The sequence below is a fragment of the Streptomyces sp. JH002 genome, assembly GCF_050916115.1.
In the GTDB taxonomy this organism is placed as follows: Bacteria; Actinomycetota; Actinomycetes; order Streptomycetales; family Streptomycetaceae; genus Streptomyces; species Streptomyces xiamenensis.
Map to the genome: position 1 here is coordinate 4,714,847 of NZ_CP087989.1, position 15,247 is coordinate 4,730,093.

14 protein-coding genes are annotated in these 15,247 nt (G+C 72.8%); 6 read left to right on the forward strand and 8 right to left on the reverse strand.

What is annotated here, in order from left to right; all coding sequences use genetic code 11:
• Positions 1–73: 73 nt before the first annotated feature.
• Positions 74–1,138 carry an RNA polymerase sigma factor gene (locus H7827_RS21540; protein WP_432746994.1) on the forward strand — a complete coding sequence of 355 codons (1,065 nt, stop codon included), beginning with the start codon at positions 74–76 and terminating at the stop codon, positions 1,136–1,138.
• Positions 1,139–1,157: 19 nt separating this feature from the next.
• Here H7827_RS21540 and H7827_RS21545 read toward each other — a convergent pair whose 3' ends face one another.
• From H7827_RS21545 to H7827_RS21560, 4 genes are all read right to left on the reverse strand, one after another.
• Positions 1,158–2,597, reverse strand: coding sequence for an FGGY-family carbohydrate kinase (locus H7827_RS21545; RefSeq protein WP_030726043.1), 1,440 nt, complete (start codon positions 2,595–2,597; stop codon positions 1,158–1,160).
• 67 nt (positions 2,598–2,664) lie between these two features.
• Entirely contained in the window at positions 2,665–3,477 is an 813-nt protein-coding gene (locus H7827_RS21550) for a DeoR/GlpR family DNA-binding transcription regulator (RefSeq protein WP_432746995.1), read from the reverse strand.
• 89 nt (positions 3,478–3,566) lie between these two features.
• On the reverse strand, positions 3,567–4,970 hold the full coding sequence (locus H7827_RS21555; protein WP_386538022.1) for a GntP family permease: 1,404 nt from the start codon (positions 4,968–4,970) through the stop codon (positions 3,567–3,569).
• Between the two features lie 66 nt (positions 4,971–5,036).
• Complete coding sequence (locus tag H7827_RS21560; protein ID WP_432746996.1) at positions 5,037–6,446, reverse strand: homoserine dehydrogenase; 1,410 nt, start codon at positions 6,444–6,446, stop codon at positions 5,037–5,039.
• A gap of 196 nt (positions 6,447–6,642) precedes the next feature.
• On the opposite strand from H7827_RS21560, the gene otnK reads away from it, so the two are divergent.
• Both otnK and H7827_RS21570 read left to right on the forward strand, forming a co-directional pair.
• A complete protein-coding gene (gene otnK / locus H7827_RS21565; RefSeq protein WP_432746997.1) occupies positions 6,643–7,917 on the forward strand; it encodes a 3-oxo-tetronate kinase in 1,275 nt (424 codons plus the stop codon).
• Positions 7,918–7,948: 31 nt separating this feature from the next.
• Positions 7,949–8,629: a class II aldolase/adducin family protein gene (locus H7827_RS21570; protein ID WP_432746998.1), complete on the forward strand. Its 681-nt coding sequence runs from the start codon at positions 7,949–7,951 to the stop codon at positions 8,627–8,629.
• A gap of 112 nt (positions 8,630–8,741) precedes the next feature.
• On the opposite strand, the gene H7827_RS21575 is transcribed toward H7827_RS21570, so the two are convergent.
• The 3 genes from H7827_RS21575 to H7827_RS21585 form a co-directional block, all read right to left on the reverse strand.
• Positions 8,742–9,731: a C45 family autoproteolytic acyltransferase/hydolase gene (locus tag H7827_RS21575; RefSeq protein WP_432746999.1), complete on the reverse strand. Its 990-nt coding sequence runs from the start codon at positions 9,729–9,731 to the stop codon at positions 8,742–8,744.
• Between the two features lie 124 nt (positions 9,732–9,855).
• On the reverse strand, positions 9,856–11,184 hold the full coding sequence (locus H7827_RS21580; RefSeq protein WP_432747000.1) for an MFS transporter: 1,329 nt from the start codon (positions 11,182–11,184) through the stop codon (positions 9,856–9,858).
• A complete protein-coding gene (locus H7827_RS21585; protein ID WP_386538033.1) occupies positions 11,181–11,834 on the reverse strand; it encodes a helix-turn-helix domain-containing protein in 654 nt (217 codons plus the stop codon). The genes H7827_RS21580 and H7827_RS21585 overlap by 4 nt, the downstream gene beginning before the upstream one ends.
• A 118-nt stretch (positions 11,835–11,952) precedes the next feature.
• Between H7827_RS21585 and H7827_RS21590 the strand changes: the two genes are divergently transcribed.
• The 3 genes from H7827_RS21590 to H7827_RS21600 all read left to right on the forward strand — a co-directional run bounded on the left by H7827_RS21590 (position 11,953) and on the right by H7827_RS21600 (position 14,127).
• Entirely contained in the window at positions 11,953–12,432 is a 480-nt protein-coding gene (locus H7827_RS21590) for a cation:proton antiporter regulatory subunit (RefSeq protein ID WP_364240316.1), read from the forward strand.
• A gap of 6 nt (positions 12,433–12,438) precedes the next feature.
• Positions 12,439–13,674, forward strand: coding sequence for a cation:proton antiporter (locus H7827_RS21595; protein ID WP_262832763.1), 1,236 nt, complete (start codon positions 12,439–12,441; stop codon positions 13,672–13,674).
• A gap of 159 nt (positions 13,675–13,833) precedes the next feature.
• On the forward strand, positions 13,834–14,127 hold the full coding sequence (locus H7827_RS21600; protein WP_432747001.1) for a hypothetical protein: 294 nt from the start codon (positions 13,834–13,836) through the stop codon (positions 14,125–14,127).
• Positions 14,128–14,145: 18 nt separating this feature from the next.
• On the opposite strand, the gene H7827_RS21605 is transcribed toward H7827_RS21600, so the two are convergent.
• Positions 14,146–15,246 carry a universal stress protein gene (locus H7827_RS21605; protein ID WP_432747003.1) on the reverse strand — a complete coding sequence of 367 codons (1,101 nt, stop codon included), beginning with the start codon at positions 15,244–15,246 and terminating at the stop codon, positions 14,146–14,148.
• Position 15,247: the final 1 nt, after the last annotated feature.

Consider the following 15,247-nt stretch of genomic DNA (forward strand, 5'->3'; position numbering starts at 1 on the left):
CGCGTGAACCCCGTGTAACAGCGGGGTAATTGGGCATAGCACACCAGGAGCCGCCAGCACAAAAAATGGACGCATGCCTCTCGTGGCCGGACAGCCCCCCACGCCCCGGTCGCGATCACTGTGGAGGTCGCCCGTGTCGCCCGTGCAGAGCCAGATCCTTGATGTTCCGGCACCGGTTCGGGTCCGGAAGCCACCCGCTCCAACGGCGTCGGCGTCGGGCGCGTCGGCCGACCTCTTCCGGCAGTATCTGCGGGAGATCGGCCGCATTCCGCTCCTGACGGCGGCGGAGGAAGTGGAGCTGGCCCGCCGGATCGAGGCCGGGCTGTTCGCCGAGGAGCGCCTGGCGGCGGCCCACGGCGCGCAGCGGCACGACCCCCGGCTCGCCCTGGACCTCGACCAGCTCGTGGTCCGCGGCCGGCGCGCGAAGCGGCAACTGATCGAGGCGAACCTGCGGCTGGTCGTCTCCGTCGCCAAGCGGTACATCGGGCGCGGGCTGACGATGCTGGATCTGGTCCAGGAGGGCAATCTGGGGCTGATCCGGGCGGTGGAGAAGTTCGACTACGCCCGGGGCTTCAAGTTCTCCACGTACGCGACCTGGTGGATCCGCCAGGCCATGTCGCGGGCGATCGCCGACCAGGCCCGCACGATACGCGTCCCGGTGCATGTGGTGGAGCTGATCAACCGGGTGGTGCGGGTACAGCGCCGGGTCCTTCAGGAGCGCGGCTACGAGCCGTCCCCGGCCGAGGTCGGGGTCCTGCTCGGGCTGACGGCGGCCCGGGTGACGGAGATCCTGCGGCTCGCCCAGGACCCGATCTCCCTCCAGTCCCCGGTGGGGGAGGAGGACGACGTCAACCTGGGCGACCTGATCGAGGACGTGGACATCCCCTCGCCGGCGGAGTCGGCGGCGTTCCTGCTGCTGCGGGAGCAGCTGGAGGCGGTGCTGTCCACGCTGGGCGACCGGGAGCGGCGGGTGGTCGAGCTGCGCTACGGCCTGACGGACGGGCGGCCCCGGACGCTGGAGGAGATCGGCCGGCTGTTCGGCGTGACGCGTGAACGCATCCGGCAGATCGAGCACAAGACGCTGGGCAAACTGCGCGACCACGCGTACGCCAACCAGCTGCGCGGCTACCTGGACTGACCGGCGGCCGGGGAGCGCGTCACCCCTGCGGGTGCGTGGTGTCCCGGACCGCCCCGTACTGCTGGCGGATGGCCTTCCCCGTGGGCAGATCGTCGCCCGGGTGGTAGGTCTCCCCGTCCTGCTCGGGCCACTTCGGCGGGGTGTCCGGGGTCAGCCGGCCCTGTTCGACCCCCAGGGCCCAGGCCGCCTGGCGGGCCGCGCCCAGCGCGGTGTAGGCGGCCGGGGCGGGGATCACCACCGGGGCGCCGAGCAGCGCGGGGGCGAGTTCGCGCACCGCCGGCAGGTCCGCCGCCGCGCCCAGCAGGAAGAACCGGTCGATCCGTACGCCGCGTTCGCGCAGCACGTCCGCCGCGTCCGCCAGGCCGCACAGCATCCCCTCGAACGCCGCCCGGGCCAGGTGTTCGGGCTTCATGCTCTCCCGGCGCAGGCCGGTCAGGGTGCCCGCCGCGTGCGGGAGCGCGGGCACCCGCTCGCCCGCCAGGTACGGCAGGAAGACCAGCCCGTGGGCGCCCGGCGTCGAGCGCAGCGCGAGGTCGGAGAGCGCGGGCAGGTCGCAGCCGAGCAGTTCCGCGGTGCCGCGCAGCACCCGTACCGCGTTGAGGGTGCGGACCACCGGCAGGTGATGGCCCGTGGCGTCCGCGTACGCGGTGACCGCGCCGCTGCTGTCGGGCGGCAGCGCCGCGTGGTGGACGGCGCAGACCGAGCCGGAGGCGCCGAGGGAGAGCACCGCGTCCCCGGGGCCCACGCCGAGCCCGAAGGCCGCCGCCATCGTCTCGCCGGTGCCCGCCGAGATCAGCTGGCCCTCCGGGGTGCGCCCGGCCGGCTGGGCGGGGGCGAGGACCTCGGGCAGCGCGACGGCGTGTCCCAGGGCGAGTTCGACCAGTTCGGGCCGCCACTCACCGCCCACCGGCGACCAGTAGCCGGTGCTGGAGGCCCCGCCCCGGTCGGTGGCCATGCGTGCCGGCCGGCCCAGCAGTTGCCACACGAGCCAGTCCTGGGCGAGCGCCACCCCGGCGACCCGCCGGGCCGCCTCGGGGTGTTCGCGCGCGAGCCGGCGCAGCCGGGCCACCGGCTGTCCGCCCTGGGGTACCGAGCCCACCGCGCGCGTCCAGGTGTCGGGGCCGCCGAGCGCGTCGGTCAGTTCCCGGGCCGCGGCGTCGAGCGCGGCCGTGCGGGCGCGGTCCTCGCCGCCCACCCCCGGGGAGGCGGCCCGTACCGGCGCTCCGCTCTCGTCCAGCGCGACCACGGCGTGCGGCTGCGCGGCGACCCCGATCGCGGCGACGTCCTCCAGGACGCCGCCGCCGGCTGCCTCCCCCAGGGAGTGCAGCCACGCCTCGGGGGTGGCTTCTTCCTTCGGGTGGTCGGCGTGGCCGTGCCGTACCACCTGGCCCGTATCGGTGTCACAGACCACGATGCGGGTGTAAACGGACGAGCTGTCCAGACCGGCGACAATCCCCATGTGGCCGATGATGCCTCACCGAGCCGGACATCCGCCCCCGCCGATCAGTGTTGTGACAGTCCGCTCATCACTCTGTAGCGGTGGCCACGAACGTGGCGATGCCCTGGGCGCGCAGCGTCTCGCGCGCCGCGGGCGACAGGCCCTCGTCCGTCACGATCGACTCGAACTCGCTCAGCGCCGCCACCCGGTACATGCCGAAGGTGCCGTACTTGGCGGACCCGGTCAGCAGCACCGACCGCGAGGCGCTCGCCATCGCCGCCTGCTTGACCTCCACCTTCGCGGAGGACGGCGTGGTCACCCCGCGCTGCAGGTCCCACGAACTGGTGGAGACGAAGGCGATGTCCAGCGCCAGCTGCGTCAGCGTCTGCGCGGCGAGCCGCCCCACGGTGGAGCGGTTGGCGTGCTCTATGCGGCCACCGGTGTGGATGACCTCCACGTCCGGGTTGCCCATCAGGGCGTTGGCCGTGGTGAAGTCGTTGGTCACCACCGTCATGCCCTGGCGCCGCACGATGTGCGGGACCAGGGCCTGACAGGTGGTGCCGGCGTCCAGGTACACGGTGGTGCCGTCCTGGAGGAGTTCCCCGGCGCGGGCGGCGATGGCGAGCTTCGCCGGCTGGTCCATGGTCGACTTGTCGACGAAGCTCGGCTCGTGATGCAGCTGCCCGGCGATGCGTACCCCGCCGGGCACCGACACGGCGCGCCCCTGCCGCTCCAGCGCGGCGATGTCGCGCCGTACCGTCATGTGGGAGACCCCGAGCAGCTCGGTCAGCTGGTGCACGCTGAGCACCGAGTGCCCGCGCAGCAGCTTGATCAGCAGCTCCCGGCGCTGATCCGGGATCAGCGGGGTGTCCGCGGAGCCGGGAGACCCTTCTGACGACACCGTGGTGCCTCCTTGTGCCTGTCGGTCTTTCCGTGGACCGGCCCGGCCGGCCCGGCAGAGGTCTGCCGGCCGGTCCGCCGCCGGATGGGTCAGATGACGCCGAATCCGTACAGGGCGTACACGATCGCGAAGCCGGTCACCCCGGACAGGGCCGAGGCCACACCGATGGAGCGGATGCCCTGGCCGACCGTCATGTTGGACAGGGTGGTGGTGACCCAGAAGCCCGAGGAGTTGGCGTGCTTCATGATCTGCGCTCCGGTGCCGCACGCCAAGTAGATGGCGAGCGCGGAGATGCCCAGGCCCTCGGCGAGCGGTTCCATGATCGCGGCGGCGGTCATCACGCCGAGGATATTCGAACCGGTGATGGTGCAGATGGCCGCGGCCACCAGGAACGGCACGATGATGGGGGACAGGCCCCAGTCCTGGATCATCTCGGCGACGGAGTCCGCCACTTCGGTGTCCCGGATGATGGTGGCCAGCGCGCCGCCGACACCGGTGAGGGCGAGCGGCATGGCGGCCAGCTTCAGACCGGCCTCGAACAGGTCGTTCAGGGTCTCCTTGCTCGACCAGCGGCGGCCGAACAGCGGCAGCGCCGCCAGACAGCCGATGAACAGGGCTATGACGGGCTCACCGAGGAAGGCCAGCACCCCGCCGACGGCGTTGTCCGCCTCGAACAGGTCGACCACGAACGAGCTGGACATGATCAGCGTGATCGGCAGGAAGATCGGGACCAGCGACATCCACAGCGGGGGCAGGTCGCGCTCGGTCTCGCCGTCCGCGTCGGTCCCGGAACCGCCCAGGGACAGACGGGGCTTGCCGCCGCCGTCACCCGCGGCCGCACCGGCGCCCGCGAGGTGGTCGGTGAACTCCGGCTTGGGGTCGACGTGCGTCTTGATGGTCAGCAGGTAGATCGTGGCGACGATGATGCCGGGGATGGCCACGACCAGACCCCACAGCGTCGCCTCACCCAGGTCCACGCCCAGCAGCGAGGTGGCGGCCAGCGGGCCCGGGCCCGGCGGAACCAGCGAGGTCATCACGTAGGCGCCGATGTACAGGATCGGGCCCAGCCGCATCATCGACATCTTCGACTGGTACGCGATGGCCGAGACCACCGGGATCAGCATCAGCACGACGGTGTCGGCGATCAGCGGGATACCGACGACCGTCGAGGCCAGCGCGATGGCCCACGGCACCTTCTTGCCCGAGAACAGGCTCAGCGCCGCCTTGGTGATCCGCAGCGCCGCGCCGCTCAGCTCCAGCATCTTCCCCAGCACACAGCCGAAGATGACCAGCAGACCCACACTGGCCAGGGTGTTGCCGAAGCCGGCGGTGACCAGCTCGATCGTCTTGGCGCCGCCCATGCCGAGCACCAGGCCCAGCGAGGTGACGATGATGAACAAGGTGGCCACCGGGTGGACCTTGAACTTGGCGATCAGCAGCACCAGCGCCGCGATCGCCGCGCCGAACGCGAAGAGCGTGTAGGCGTCGGACATGGCGAACCTCTTTGTTTCATGGCCGCGTCACTGCGGCCGTCCTGGGGAGGGGAGAGCGTGGGGGAGTCAGGGGGTGGTGGGGGCGGTGGGGTACGCGTCGCGCCCGGCGTTCCAGGCGGCGAGCAGATCGGGGTCGTAGCCGCTCACGTCGTCGAGGGTGAGCAGCGAACCGGCCGCCACGTCGCGTACGAGGGTGGCGTGCGCGGCCAGGTACAGCGGCGCGGTGTCGGCCGGGGCGTCGGCGGCGGGCAGCAGCACCGGCGCCACACCCGTCACCTCGTGGTGGTGGCCGCCCATGGTCAGCACGGTGCCGGCGCTCAGGTCCTCGGTGGCGCGCCCGGCGAGTACGGCGTGCTGGGCGGGGGAGGGTGAGCCGGCGGGGATGCCGCGCAGTACGGCGTCGCGCAGGGTGGTCGGGGTCTCGACGCCCATCAGGTGGTACGGGAGGTAGACGCAGGCGTAGCGGCCGTCGCGGCTGACGACGTGTCCCTTCTGCCGCAGCAGCTCCCAGGTGACGGTGTCGTGGGTGCGGACGACGACGAACACGCCGCCGGCGAAGCTGGCTTCCTCGGGCAGCCGCAGCACGCTGAAGACGTCCACGACACCCGGACGGGTGACGACGCCGCCGTGCTCGCGCAGGGCGTAGACGTCGGCGAGTTCGGCGGTACGGGCCACCGGGTAGTGCATCGCCTCGACATCGGGGGTGAAGCCGGTGCTGGTGGCGACGACGGACATCTCGCAGTAGTCGGCGGCGGCGCTGCGCTTGAGGCCGGCGACGGCCTCGGCGCGGGCGGCCAGGGTGGTGCGGACGCCTTCGGGGCTCTCCCGGTCCAGCTTCAGCAGGCCGCCGAGGGCCGGGGCGTCGATGGTCTCGTCGAGCTGGGTGACGGTGCCGCGCTCGGGGTCGAAGACGAGGTCGTACTCGCCGGACTTGCCGATGGCGACGATCTCAAGACCCAGGCCGTGGGCCCAGGTGAAGAGCTGGATGAGGTTGGCGGGCTGGTCGCCGGTGGCGGTGGTGTAGACGAGACCGCTGTCGGCGGCGAGGGAGGCGAGTTCGATGCCGCTGACGGAGTCGACCTCCTTGCTGACCATCGCCACGTGGTGGCCGCCGGTGAGCGCGGTGCGCGCGGCGCGGTACCCCACGGCCGGGCTGCCGGTGGCCTCGACGAGGATGTCGTAGGCGGCGCCGGCCAGCAGGGAGACGTCCGCGATCACGGCGGTGCGTCCCGCGGCGCGGGCGGTCTCGATGCCGGCCCGGTCGGTGGCGACGGTGAGAGAGCCCGGTCCCTCGGCGGGGAAGCCCAGCTCGGCGGCGAGCGCCAGTACCCCTTCGGTGTCGAGGTCGCACAGTACGGCCGGCTCGACGTCCGGGGTGAACCGGGTCTGGGCCAGCAGCGTACGGGCGAAGCCGCCGCGCGCGCCCGTCAGTGCGTACGTGACGGTTTCCCGCGTCCCGTGCGGCTCGGCGTTCATGGTGCCCTCCTGGCGCTGGTGCTGCTGCTTGTGCTGCGTCGGCGGGTGAATCGGGTGAACCCGCCTATGCAGCGCGAACGTAACGCCAATTAACATGAGCGTCAACTGTAGTACCATAAATTCACAGATTGGCGCGGGAGTATTACGCGCCTCTCGCCTGGATACGTAGGAACGGCGTAACGGACGGTGACGACGCATGGCGGCAGGACAGGTCAGATGGGGCGGCGTGGCCGATGACTTCACCGGTGCCACCGACCTCGCCACCAACTGGGTCGCCCGGGGACTGCGCACCAGCGTGACCCTGGGCGTCCCCAGCGACGAGCAGCTCGCGGATCTGCGGCTCGCCGGGATGGACGCGGTGGTGGTCGCGCTCAAGACGCGCACCGCACCGGTGGCGGACGCGGTACGGCAGTCCGTGGCGGCGCTCGATGCCCTGCGGCGGCTGGGCTGCGAGCGCTTCTACGACAAGTACTGCTCCACCTTCGACTCCACCCCGGCCGGCAACATCGGCCCGGTGGCCGACGCGCTGGCGGCGGAGCTCGGCGCGGACAAGGTGGTCGTGGTGCCGTCCTTCCCCGCCACCGGGCGCACGGTCTACCAGGGGCATCTGTTCGTCGGCGGGCAACTGCTGAGCGAGAGCTCGATGCGGCACCACCCGCTGACCCCGATGACCGATTCGGACGTGGCCGCGCTGCTGCGCCCGCAGACCGCCCACCGGGTGGCGACCGTGCCGCTGCAGACGGTCCGCGCCGGAGCGGCGGCCCTGCGGGCGGCGATCGACGCGGCGGAGGGCACCTACGTGGTCGTCGACGCCCTGGACGAGAGCGACCTCGCGATCATCGCCGAGGTCACCTCCGGGGACCCGCTGGTGACCGGCGGCTCGGGCCTCGCGCTGGGACTGCCCGCGGTGGCGGACGCCCCCGCCACCGACGCGATGCCGGTGACGGCGGGACACCGCGCGGTCCTGGCCGGCAGCGCCTCCTCCGCGACCCGCGGCCAGATCGCCGACGCCCGCGAGAAGCTGGCGCACCGCAAGCTGGACCTGGCCGCGCTGCGGGCCGACCTGCCCGGCGAGGTCGCCCGGCTGACCGCCTGGGCGCGCGAGCGCTGGACCCTGGCCCCGGGCGAACCGGTCCTGGTGTACGCGGTGGACTCCCTCGACGACCTGGAGAAGGCACCGCCCGCGGGCGGACGTCCGGCCTCCGAGGTCGTGGAGGAGGCGCTGGCCGGCTGCGCCACCGCCTTCGCCGAGGCCGGCGCCCGGCAGTTCCTGGTGGCCGGCGGCGAGACCTCGGGCAGCGTGGTGCAGGCACTGGACGTACAGCGCCTGGAGCTGGGCCCGTCGCTGGCGCCCGGCGTCTCGTGGGCCCACGGCACGGCAGCAGACGGCCGCGCGTACAACCTCGCCCTGAAGTCGGGCAACTTCGGCCACCGCGACATCTTCACGGCGGGCTGGCAGGCCCTTGCGTAACACACGGACCGAACGGGAGCTGGAACCGGATATGAGCAGCGACGCACGCCACGAACTCGTCGCGGCGGGGCGTGAGCTCACCGCCGCCGGGCTGAGCCCGGGCGCCTCGGGCAACCTGAGCGTCCGGATCGGCGACCGCATCTACATCACCCCGACCGGCGCCCGGCTGGACGCGCTGGACCCCGAGGGCCTGGCCGTCCTGGACGCGGGCGCCCCGGTGGACACCCCGCTTGAGCAGGCCCTGCTGGAAGGGCCGCGGCCCTCCAAGGAGTTCCCGCTGCACCTGGCGCTCTACCACCGCGACCCGCAGGCGACGGCGGTGGTGCACCTGCACAGCGCGCACGCCGCCGCGTACTCGTGCCTGCCGCCCTGGTCGGACCGGAGCGCGGTGCCGCCGCTGACCCCGTACTTCGTGATGCGGGTCGGACAGACCCCGCTGCTGCCGTACGCGGAACCCGGCGATGTGCCGCAGGCCGTGCTCCTGCGCGAGCTGGACTTCCCGTTCCGGGCGGCGCTGCTCCAGAACCACGGCCCGGTCACCTCGGGCACCACGATGGCGGCGGCGACCGACGCCGCCATAGAGCTGGAGGAGACCGCCCACCTGCTCCTCCTGCTGAACGGCCGCACCCCCCGGCTGCTGACCGCCGCGGAGGCCACCAGCCTGGCGGAGCGCTACGGCACCCCGTGGCAGCCGGGCGGCGGCCCGGCGTGACCCGCACCCGGTGGCGGCGGAACACGGCCGCCTCCACCGGACCCGACAGCCCCCGGCCCTTCCGGCCGGGGGCTGTCGGCGTGCCAGGACCGTCCGGGCCGGCCCGGACGGATCAGGTACGCCGTGCCGGTACCGGTCGGGGCCTGCCCAGGCGCACCGTCCTGGTCTCCTCGGTGAAGGAGTCGAAGGACAGCCGCCAGCTGCCGTCGTCCGGCCAGTGGTAGGTGACGGCGCCCTCCGCCGGGCGGTAGTGGGCGGCGTAGACGGTGCCGAACCCCTGCGCGTAGCCGTCCTTGTGCAGCGGCGGGCGCAGCAGGGCCGCCACATCGGGCCCCGCGGCGCGCAGGGCGGCCAGCCGCTCCCGGCTGAGCCGCGCCCGCTGTGCCTCCTCCGCCTCCTTCGGCACCGTCTCGGACTGATGGTTGGCGGCGCAGGCGTCGGGGGCCTCGGTCATGGGGATGTCCGGGCCGAGATACACGGTGACGGAGCGGGTGGCGTCCACCAGGGTGAGGTTCTGCGGAATGCAGACGGGGACGGTGCGCAGCCGTGCGAGCGCCTGGTCCACGGACGTACAGGTCTCCAGCAGCCAGCGGATCACCAGCACCACCGCGAAGCCCGGCCCGTGGACCTTGCGTCCGCCGAAGGTGAGGGAGATGGCGAGACCGGCGTCGTTCATGCCGTCCAGCAGGCCCCAGCCGCCCTCCTGGGTGCCGATGACGGGGCGCAGCAGGTGCGAGCGGACGAAGGTGCCCTCGACGCCGTCCGGCGCGAAGTCGTAGGTGCGCAGGAGTTCGCCGCCGCTGCCGATCTGGGTGCAGCCGGACCAGAAGGGGCGGACGGCGGCCAGGGTGAGAAACGTCCCGGCGTGCGGGACGTCCTCCAGTTGGGCGGTCAGCCGGCGCAGGGACGGCAGCAGCTCCGGCAGGTGGGTCGCGAACAGCCGGCGTGCGGCAAGCGCACCCGCGTCGGTGCGGCCCTCGGCGGTCAGCCAGTCGGCGACCACGGAGGGCGGGTAGGTCTCGCGTATCAGGGCGGCCCAGCGGCCGTCGTCCCCGGCGCCGAGGTCGAGGGCCCGGAACGTTTTGCTCGGGGTGGTTTCCATGGGCCGCAACGTAGTGAATTCCACCGGGAATCCGCGAGCCACGGTGATGTCCGACCGCTGAGCGAACCCGCCCGGCCGGCGGGGGGACTTCACACCACAGGGCCGGCCGGGCGGGTTCTTCCCCCTACCCTTCCGTGGTGGTCCGTGGATGTTCCACCGGGGTCGGGGCGGGGGTGTCGGAGGGCGGTGCCGCGCGGGCGGCCCGCCGGGCCCGGTCCATCACCCGCCACTGGGGGAGCAGACCGGGCAGGAGGGTGGTGATCGCGTACAGGATGCCACCGGTGACGAGCGCGGGTGCCAGTCCGACGGCGCCGATGGCGGCGCCGGCGGCCAGACCGCCGAACGGGATGCCGGACCACGCGAGCGAGCTGACCAGACCCTGGACGCGGCCCAGATGGGTGCGCGGGCTCCGTTCGAAGATCAGCGCGCTGATGATCGGATTGAGGAAGCCGCCCCCCAGACCGCTGACGGCGAAGACCGCCAGCACCACCCACGGCGACGCGTCGGCCGCCAGGACGAGGAAGCGCGGAGCACCCGCGATGAGGAAGCCGATGATGTAGACCGGCAGCCGGGGCAGCCGGTGCGCGAGGGCCGCCGCGGTCAGGCTGCCGGCCATGGCGGTGATCCCGGCGGCGGTGCCGAGCAGCCCGACCACCTCCGGTCCGTGTCCCGCTCCCCGCGCCCACACGGGCAGCAGCACCGACATGAACGCCGCGTCCAGCAGGTTGGTGACCGCCACCATGAGGGCGAAGGACAGCAGCAGCGGATCGCGCCGCAGCACCGTGAAGCCCTGTGCGAAGCGCCGCCAGTAGCCGTCCTCTTCGCTCTCGCCGCTCGCCGGGTCGGGCCGGGCCGGTGCGCCCATGCCGCGCGGCAGAAACACGGCGATGATCAGCGAACCCAGCGCGAAACAGCCCGCGATGACGGTCAGCGAGGGCACCGGGCCGATGACCGCCACGAGCAGGCCGGCCAGACCGGGTCCGACGGTGGAGGCGAGGCGTTCGGTGGTGCCCGCCAGTCCGGTGGCGCGTTCCATCGGGATCCGGCAGCGTTCGGCGGCCTCCGGCACCAGCACCATCTTCGCCAGGTCGCCCGGCCCCCGGCTGGCCCCGATCAGCGCCACCAGGCCGAGCAGCACCGGGAAGGAGAGGGCTCCGGCGGCGTACAGGATCGGGATGAGCAGCGCGGGCAGCGCGCTGGCCAGGTCCATGGTCCAGGAGATCCGGCGGGGCCCGATCCGGTCGACGACCGGCCCGGCCAGCCCCTTGAGCACCACATAGGGCGCCATCTCGAAGAGCGCCACCAGCCCCGTCTGCACGGCGCTGCCGGTGCTGGTGAGCACGAACCAGGGCAGGGCGAGGGTGGAGATCTTGGTGCCGGTCTGGGCCACCGCGAGCGCGCCGAGCACCCCGGCCAGGGGACGAAGGCTCGGGCGCTCCTCCACACCCTTCATCGTTCGTCCTCGTTCTGGTCAAGCCCTCGCCCGGCGGAGTCAAAAGATCCCTCAAGGTCGGGCAAAACATGCAGCACGACCTGGACCCCTTCGGCGCCCTCGGGCGCCTCCCCGGGGCCGGTGGCGGAGGCCGGACGGTACCGGGCGACGACCTCGTCCAGCTCGTTGCGCAGCCGGGTCGCCTCCTGCGGAGTGAGCCGCAGCAGCCGGTCGCCGAGCCCGAGGGTCTCGCGCCACTCGCGGGGCATCGTCACCAGTTCGTCGAGGGTGCGCTGGGTGGCCTCGGCGTGCGCGAGCGCCACGGACTGGAGGAAGGCGTGGGTCGCCTCCGGCTCCCGGTCGCGCAGGGTGCGGTCGCCGAAGGAGGTGAGCCGGTGGACCGAGCGCCACCAGCGTTCCCGGGCGTTTCCGCGCTCGGTGTCCTCCTGGACGAAGCCGGCCGCGGCCAGCTGTCGCAGGTGGTAGCTGGCCGCCCCGGAGGTGAGCCCGAGCCGTGTCGCCAACAGGGTCGCGGTGGCAGGTCCGTTGCGGCGCAGCAGGCCGAGCAGCCGCACCCGCACCGGATGGGCGAGGGCGCGCAGGCCCTTGGCGTCGAGAACGGCGACGTCCCGCTCCTCATGGGGGCGGGGTGCGGGCTGTGAGTCGGTCATGGACGCACTCTAGAACCGCAAAGAGTCTTTTGCAAAGAAGTCTTTCCAAAGAGTTTTGGGCAATCCCCGTGACTATTCTCGGCTCCGACACTGCCGCTGCGGAGGGCGCGACACACTCATGGGCACCAAACGAACCCCGCTGCCGGGCGTGGGCGTTCAATACGACATCAGCACCCGGGACGGACGGCACGTCTCCGTCGTCGCCCACGAGGACGGCCGCCGCTTCCTGGGGTTCTACGACCCCGAGGACCCCGACTCCTGCCAGTGCACCGTGCCGCTGGACGCCGAGGAGGCCGGCAAGCTGGCCTCCCTCATCGCGCCGGACAGCACCAGCGCCGCCTTCGCCCCCGGCGAGATCGGCCTGGACCTGATCACCGAACGCATCGCCATCGGCCCGGACTCGCCCTACCGGGGCCGCCCGCTCGGCGACACCAGGGCACGCACCCGCACCGGCGCCTCCATAGTCGCCGTGCTGCGCAGGACCGGCGCCCACCCGTCGCCCGGTCCCGACTACCGACTTGAGGCAGGGGACACGCTGCTGGTCGTGGGCACCCGCGAGGGTGTCTCCGACCTCGCCGACATCATCGCTGGGGGATAAACGCGTATGCACGAAACCACCACCATGCTCATCGAGCTGGGCGCGGTCGTGTTCGGGCTCGGCATCGTCGGGCGCCTGGCCGGCCGCCTCGGGCTCTCCCCCATCCCGCTCTATCTCATCGGCGGACTGGCCTTCGGCTCCGGCGGCCTGCTGCCGCTCACCACCACCGAGGGCTTCATCGAGATCGGCGCCGAGATCGGCGTCATCCTGCTCCTGCTGATGCTCGGTCTGGAGTACAGCCCCGCCGAACTCGTCGACAGCCTGAAGACCCAGTACCCCTCGGGCATCGTGGACTTCGTGCTGAACGCCACCCCCGGCGCGGTCGCGGGCCTGCTGCTGGGCTGGGGCCCGGTCGGCGCCACCGCCCTGGCCGGCGTCACCTACATCTCCTCCTCCGGCGTCATCGCCAAGGTCCTCACCGACCTCGGCCGCCTCGGCAACCGCGAGACCCCCGTCATCCTCGGCATCCTCGTCATCGAGGACCTCACGATGGCGGCGTACCTCCCGCTGCTCACCGCCATGCTGGCCGGCGTCGGCCTGGCCGGCGGCAGCCTCACCCTGCTGATCGCCCTCGGTACGGCCGCCACCGCGCTGTACGTGGCCCTGCGGCACGGCCGGTTCATCTCCAAGGCGGTCTCCTCCGACAACCCCGAGATGCTGCTGCTGGTCGTCCTCGGCCTGACGCTGCTGGTGGCCGGCTTCGCCCAGCAGCTGAAGGTCTCCGCCGCCGTCGGCGCCTTCCTCGTCGGCATCGCCCTGTCCGGCGAGGTCGCCCACAACACCCGCCAGCTGTTCACCCCGCTGCGCGACCTCTTCGCCGCCGTCTTCTTCGTCTTCTTCGGCCTGTCGACCGTGCCCGGCGACATCCCGCCGGTGCTGGTCCCCGCGCTGCTGCTCGCCGTCGTCACCACCATCACCAAGATCGCGACCGGCTGGTACGCGGCCAAGCGCGCCGGTATCGGGCCACGCGGCCGGCTGCGGGCCGGCGGGGCCCTGGTGGCCAGGGGAGAGTTCTCCATCGTCATAGCGGGACTGGCCAGCGGCGTCGAACCGCGCATCGCGCCGATCGCCACCGCCTACGTCCTGATCCTGGTCATCGTGGGCCCGTTCGCCACCCGCTGGGCCCAGCCGGTCGGCATGAAGGTCCTGGAATGGCGGGCCGGCCGCCGCGCCGCGGCCGGGGCGAACCCCGTCACCGGCCCCGCCCTGGAAGCCACCGACCCCCAGGGCGCACCCTCCTGAACCGGGCCGCCCGCGCACTCCCACCCCCGCGCGGGCGGCCCTTCACTCTTCGTACGGATGTCCGGGCGACTCCCGTCCGCCCAGCGCAACGCCCCTGCCGTGCCTCCGGGCAGCGACGGGACGGCACCCGGGCCGTGGCGACGGGCCTAGCCTTCGAGGGTGGAATGCCCCGGTTGCAACGCCCCCCAGGGGATGTCCGCCATCACCACCCGGGAAGGCGTGTACTGCTTCCCGTGCCTCACCTGTGAGCAGGTGGCCATCGTCGCCCCGGACGGCGGCTTCGCCTTCGCCACCGCGCAGCCCTGCCGCACCCCCGGCTGCGACGGCTCCACCGGCCTGGCCTACCGCTACATACACAGTGGCGTCTTCGACCGCGCCGCGCTCGAACCCTGCGACCAGTGCTACGGCGGCGACCGCACCCAGCAGTGGCCCACCCGCGTCCGGACCCACTGACCCCGCAGCGCTCACCCGCTACAGCCGGCCGTGGGCCGCCTCCTCGTGGGTGACGATGTAGACGTCCAGGTAGTCGCCCGAGCCCTCCACGATCGAGGTGCCCACGCCCTTGCCCGCCAGCAGGGACTTCACCCGGCCCCGGCGGCTGGCGCCGATCACCAGCTGGGTGGCGTTCACCCCACGGGCGAACTCCAGGACCGCCGCCGCCGGATCGTCGCTCGTCACCAGCTCGAAGGTGCCGCCCAGGTGCTCCACCAGCGCCCGCTGCCGGGCGATGGTCTCGCTCGGAGCCTCGCGCAGCCCGTCGTCGCGCCGGACGTGGATCGCCAGCAGTTCGCCGCCCGCCCCGCGCTGGGCGATGCGGTTGCCCCGGCGGATCAAGGTGGTGCCCTCGGCGCCGCCGGACAGCGCCACCACCACGCGCTCGCGCGTCGCCCACGGCGTCTGGATGCCCTGCTCGCCCCGGTACCGCTGCAACGCCTCCTCCACCCGGTCCGCCACCCACAGCAGGGCCAGTTCGCGCAGCGCCGTCAGATTGCCCTCCCGGAAGTAGTGGGTGAGCGCGTCGGCGACCTTGTGCCGCGGATAGATGTCGCCGTACTCCATGCGGCGGCGCAGCGCCTGCGCCGACAGGTCCACCAGCTCGATCTGGTCCGCCCGGCGCACCACCTCGTCCGGGACGGTCTCGCGCTGGGTGACGCCGGTGATGTTCTCCACCACCTCGTTCAGGGACTCCAGATGCTGGATGTTGACGGTGGACACCACATGGATGCCGGCCCGCAGGAGTTCTTCGATGTCCTGCCAGCGCTTGGCGTTGCGGCTGCCGGGGACGTTGGTGTGGGCCAGCTCGTCCACCAGCGCCACCTCGGGGCGGCGCGCCAGCACCGCGTCCAGGTCCATCTCGGTGAACCGCGCGCCCCGGTAGGTCAGCTCCCGCCGGGGAACGGTCTCCAGCCCCTCGGCCATCCTGCGGGTGGGTTCGCGGCCGTGGTCCTCCATGAAGCCGATGACCACGTCGCCGCCCAGCGCGGCGCGCCGCCTGCCGTCCGCCAGCATGTCGTAGGTCTTGCCCACCCCCGGGGCGGCCCCCAGGAAGACGCGCAGCGTGCCGCGGGACACC

Coding starts and splice junctions, on each gene's coding strand:
- H7827_RS21585 (WP_386538033.1), bottom strand. CDS start 11,834: ATGACCGACTCACAGCCCGCACCCCGCCCCCATGAGGAGCGGGACGTC.
- H7827_RS21545 (WP_030726043.1), bottom strand. CDS start 2,597: ATGGGGATTGTCGCCGGTCTGGACAGCTCGTCCGTTTACACCCGCATC.
- otnK (WP_432746997.1), top strand. CDS start 6,643: ATGGCGGCAGGACAGGTCAGATGGGGCGGCGTGGCCGATGACTTCACC.
- H7827_RS21560 (WP_432746996.1), bottom strand. CDS start 6,446: ATGAACGCCGAGCCGCACGGGACGCGGGAAACCGTCACGTACGCACTG.
- H7827_RS21590 (WP_364240316.1), top strand. CDS start 11,953: ATGGGCACCAAACGAACCCCGCTGCCGGGCGTGGGCGTTCAATACGAC.
- H7827_RS21540 (WP_432746994.1), top strand. CDS start 74: ATGCCTCTCGTGGCCGGACAGCCCCCCACGCCCCGGTCGCGATCACTG.
- H7827_RS21570 (WP_432746998.1), top strand. CDS start 7,949: ATGAGCAGCGACGCACGCCACGAACTCGTCGCGGCGGGGCGTGAGCTC.
- H7827_RS21595 (WP_262832763.1), top strand. CDS start 12,439: ATGCACGAAACCACCACCATGCTCATCGAGCTGGGCGCGGTCGTGTTC.
- H7827_RS21580 (WP_432747000.1), bottom strand. CDS start 11,184: ATGAAGGGTGTGGAGGAGCGCCCGAGCCTTCGTCCCCTGGCCGGGGTG.
- H7827_RS21575 (WP_432746999.1), bottom strand. CDS start 9,731: ATGGAAACCACCCCGAGCAAAACGTTCCGGGCCCTCGACCTCGGCGCC.
- H7827_RS21555 (WP_386538022.1), bottom strand. CDS start 4,970: ATGTCCGACGCCTACACGCTCTTCGCGTTCGGCGCGGCGATCGCGGCG.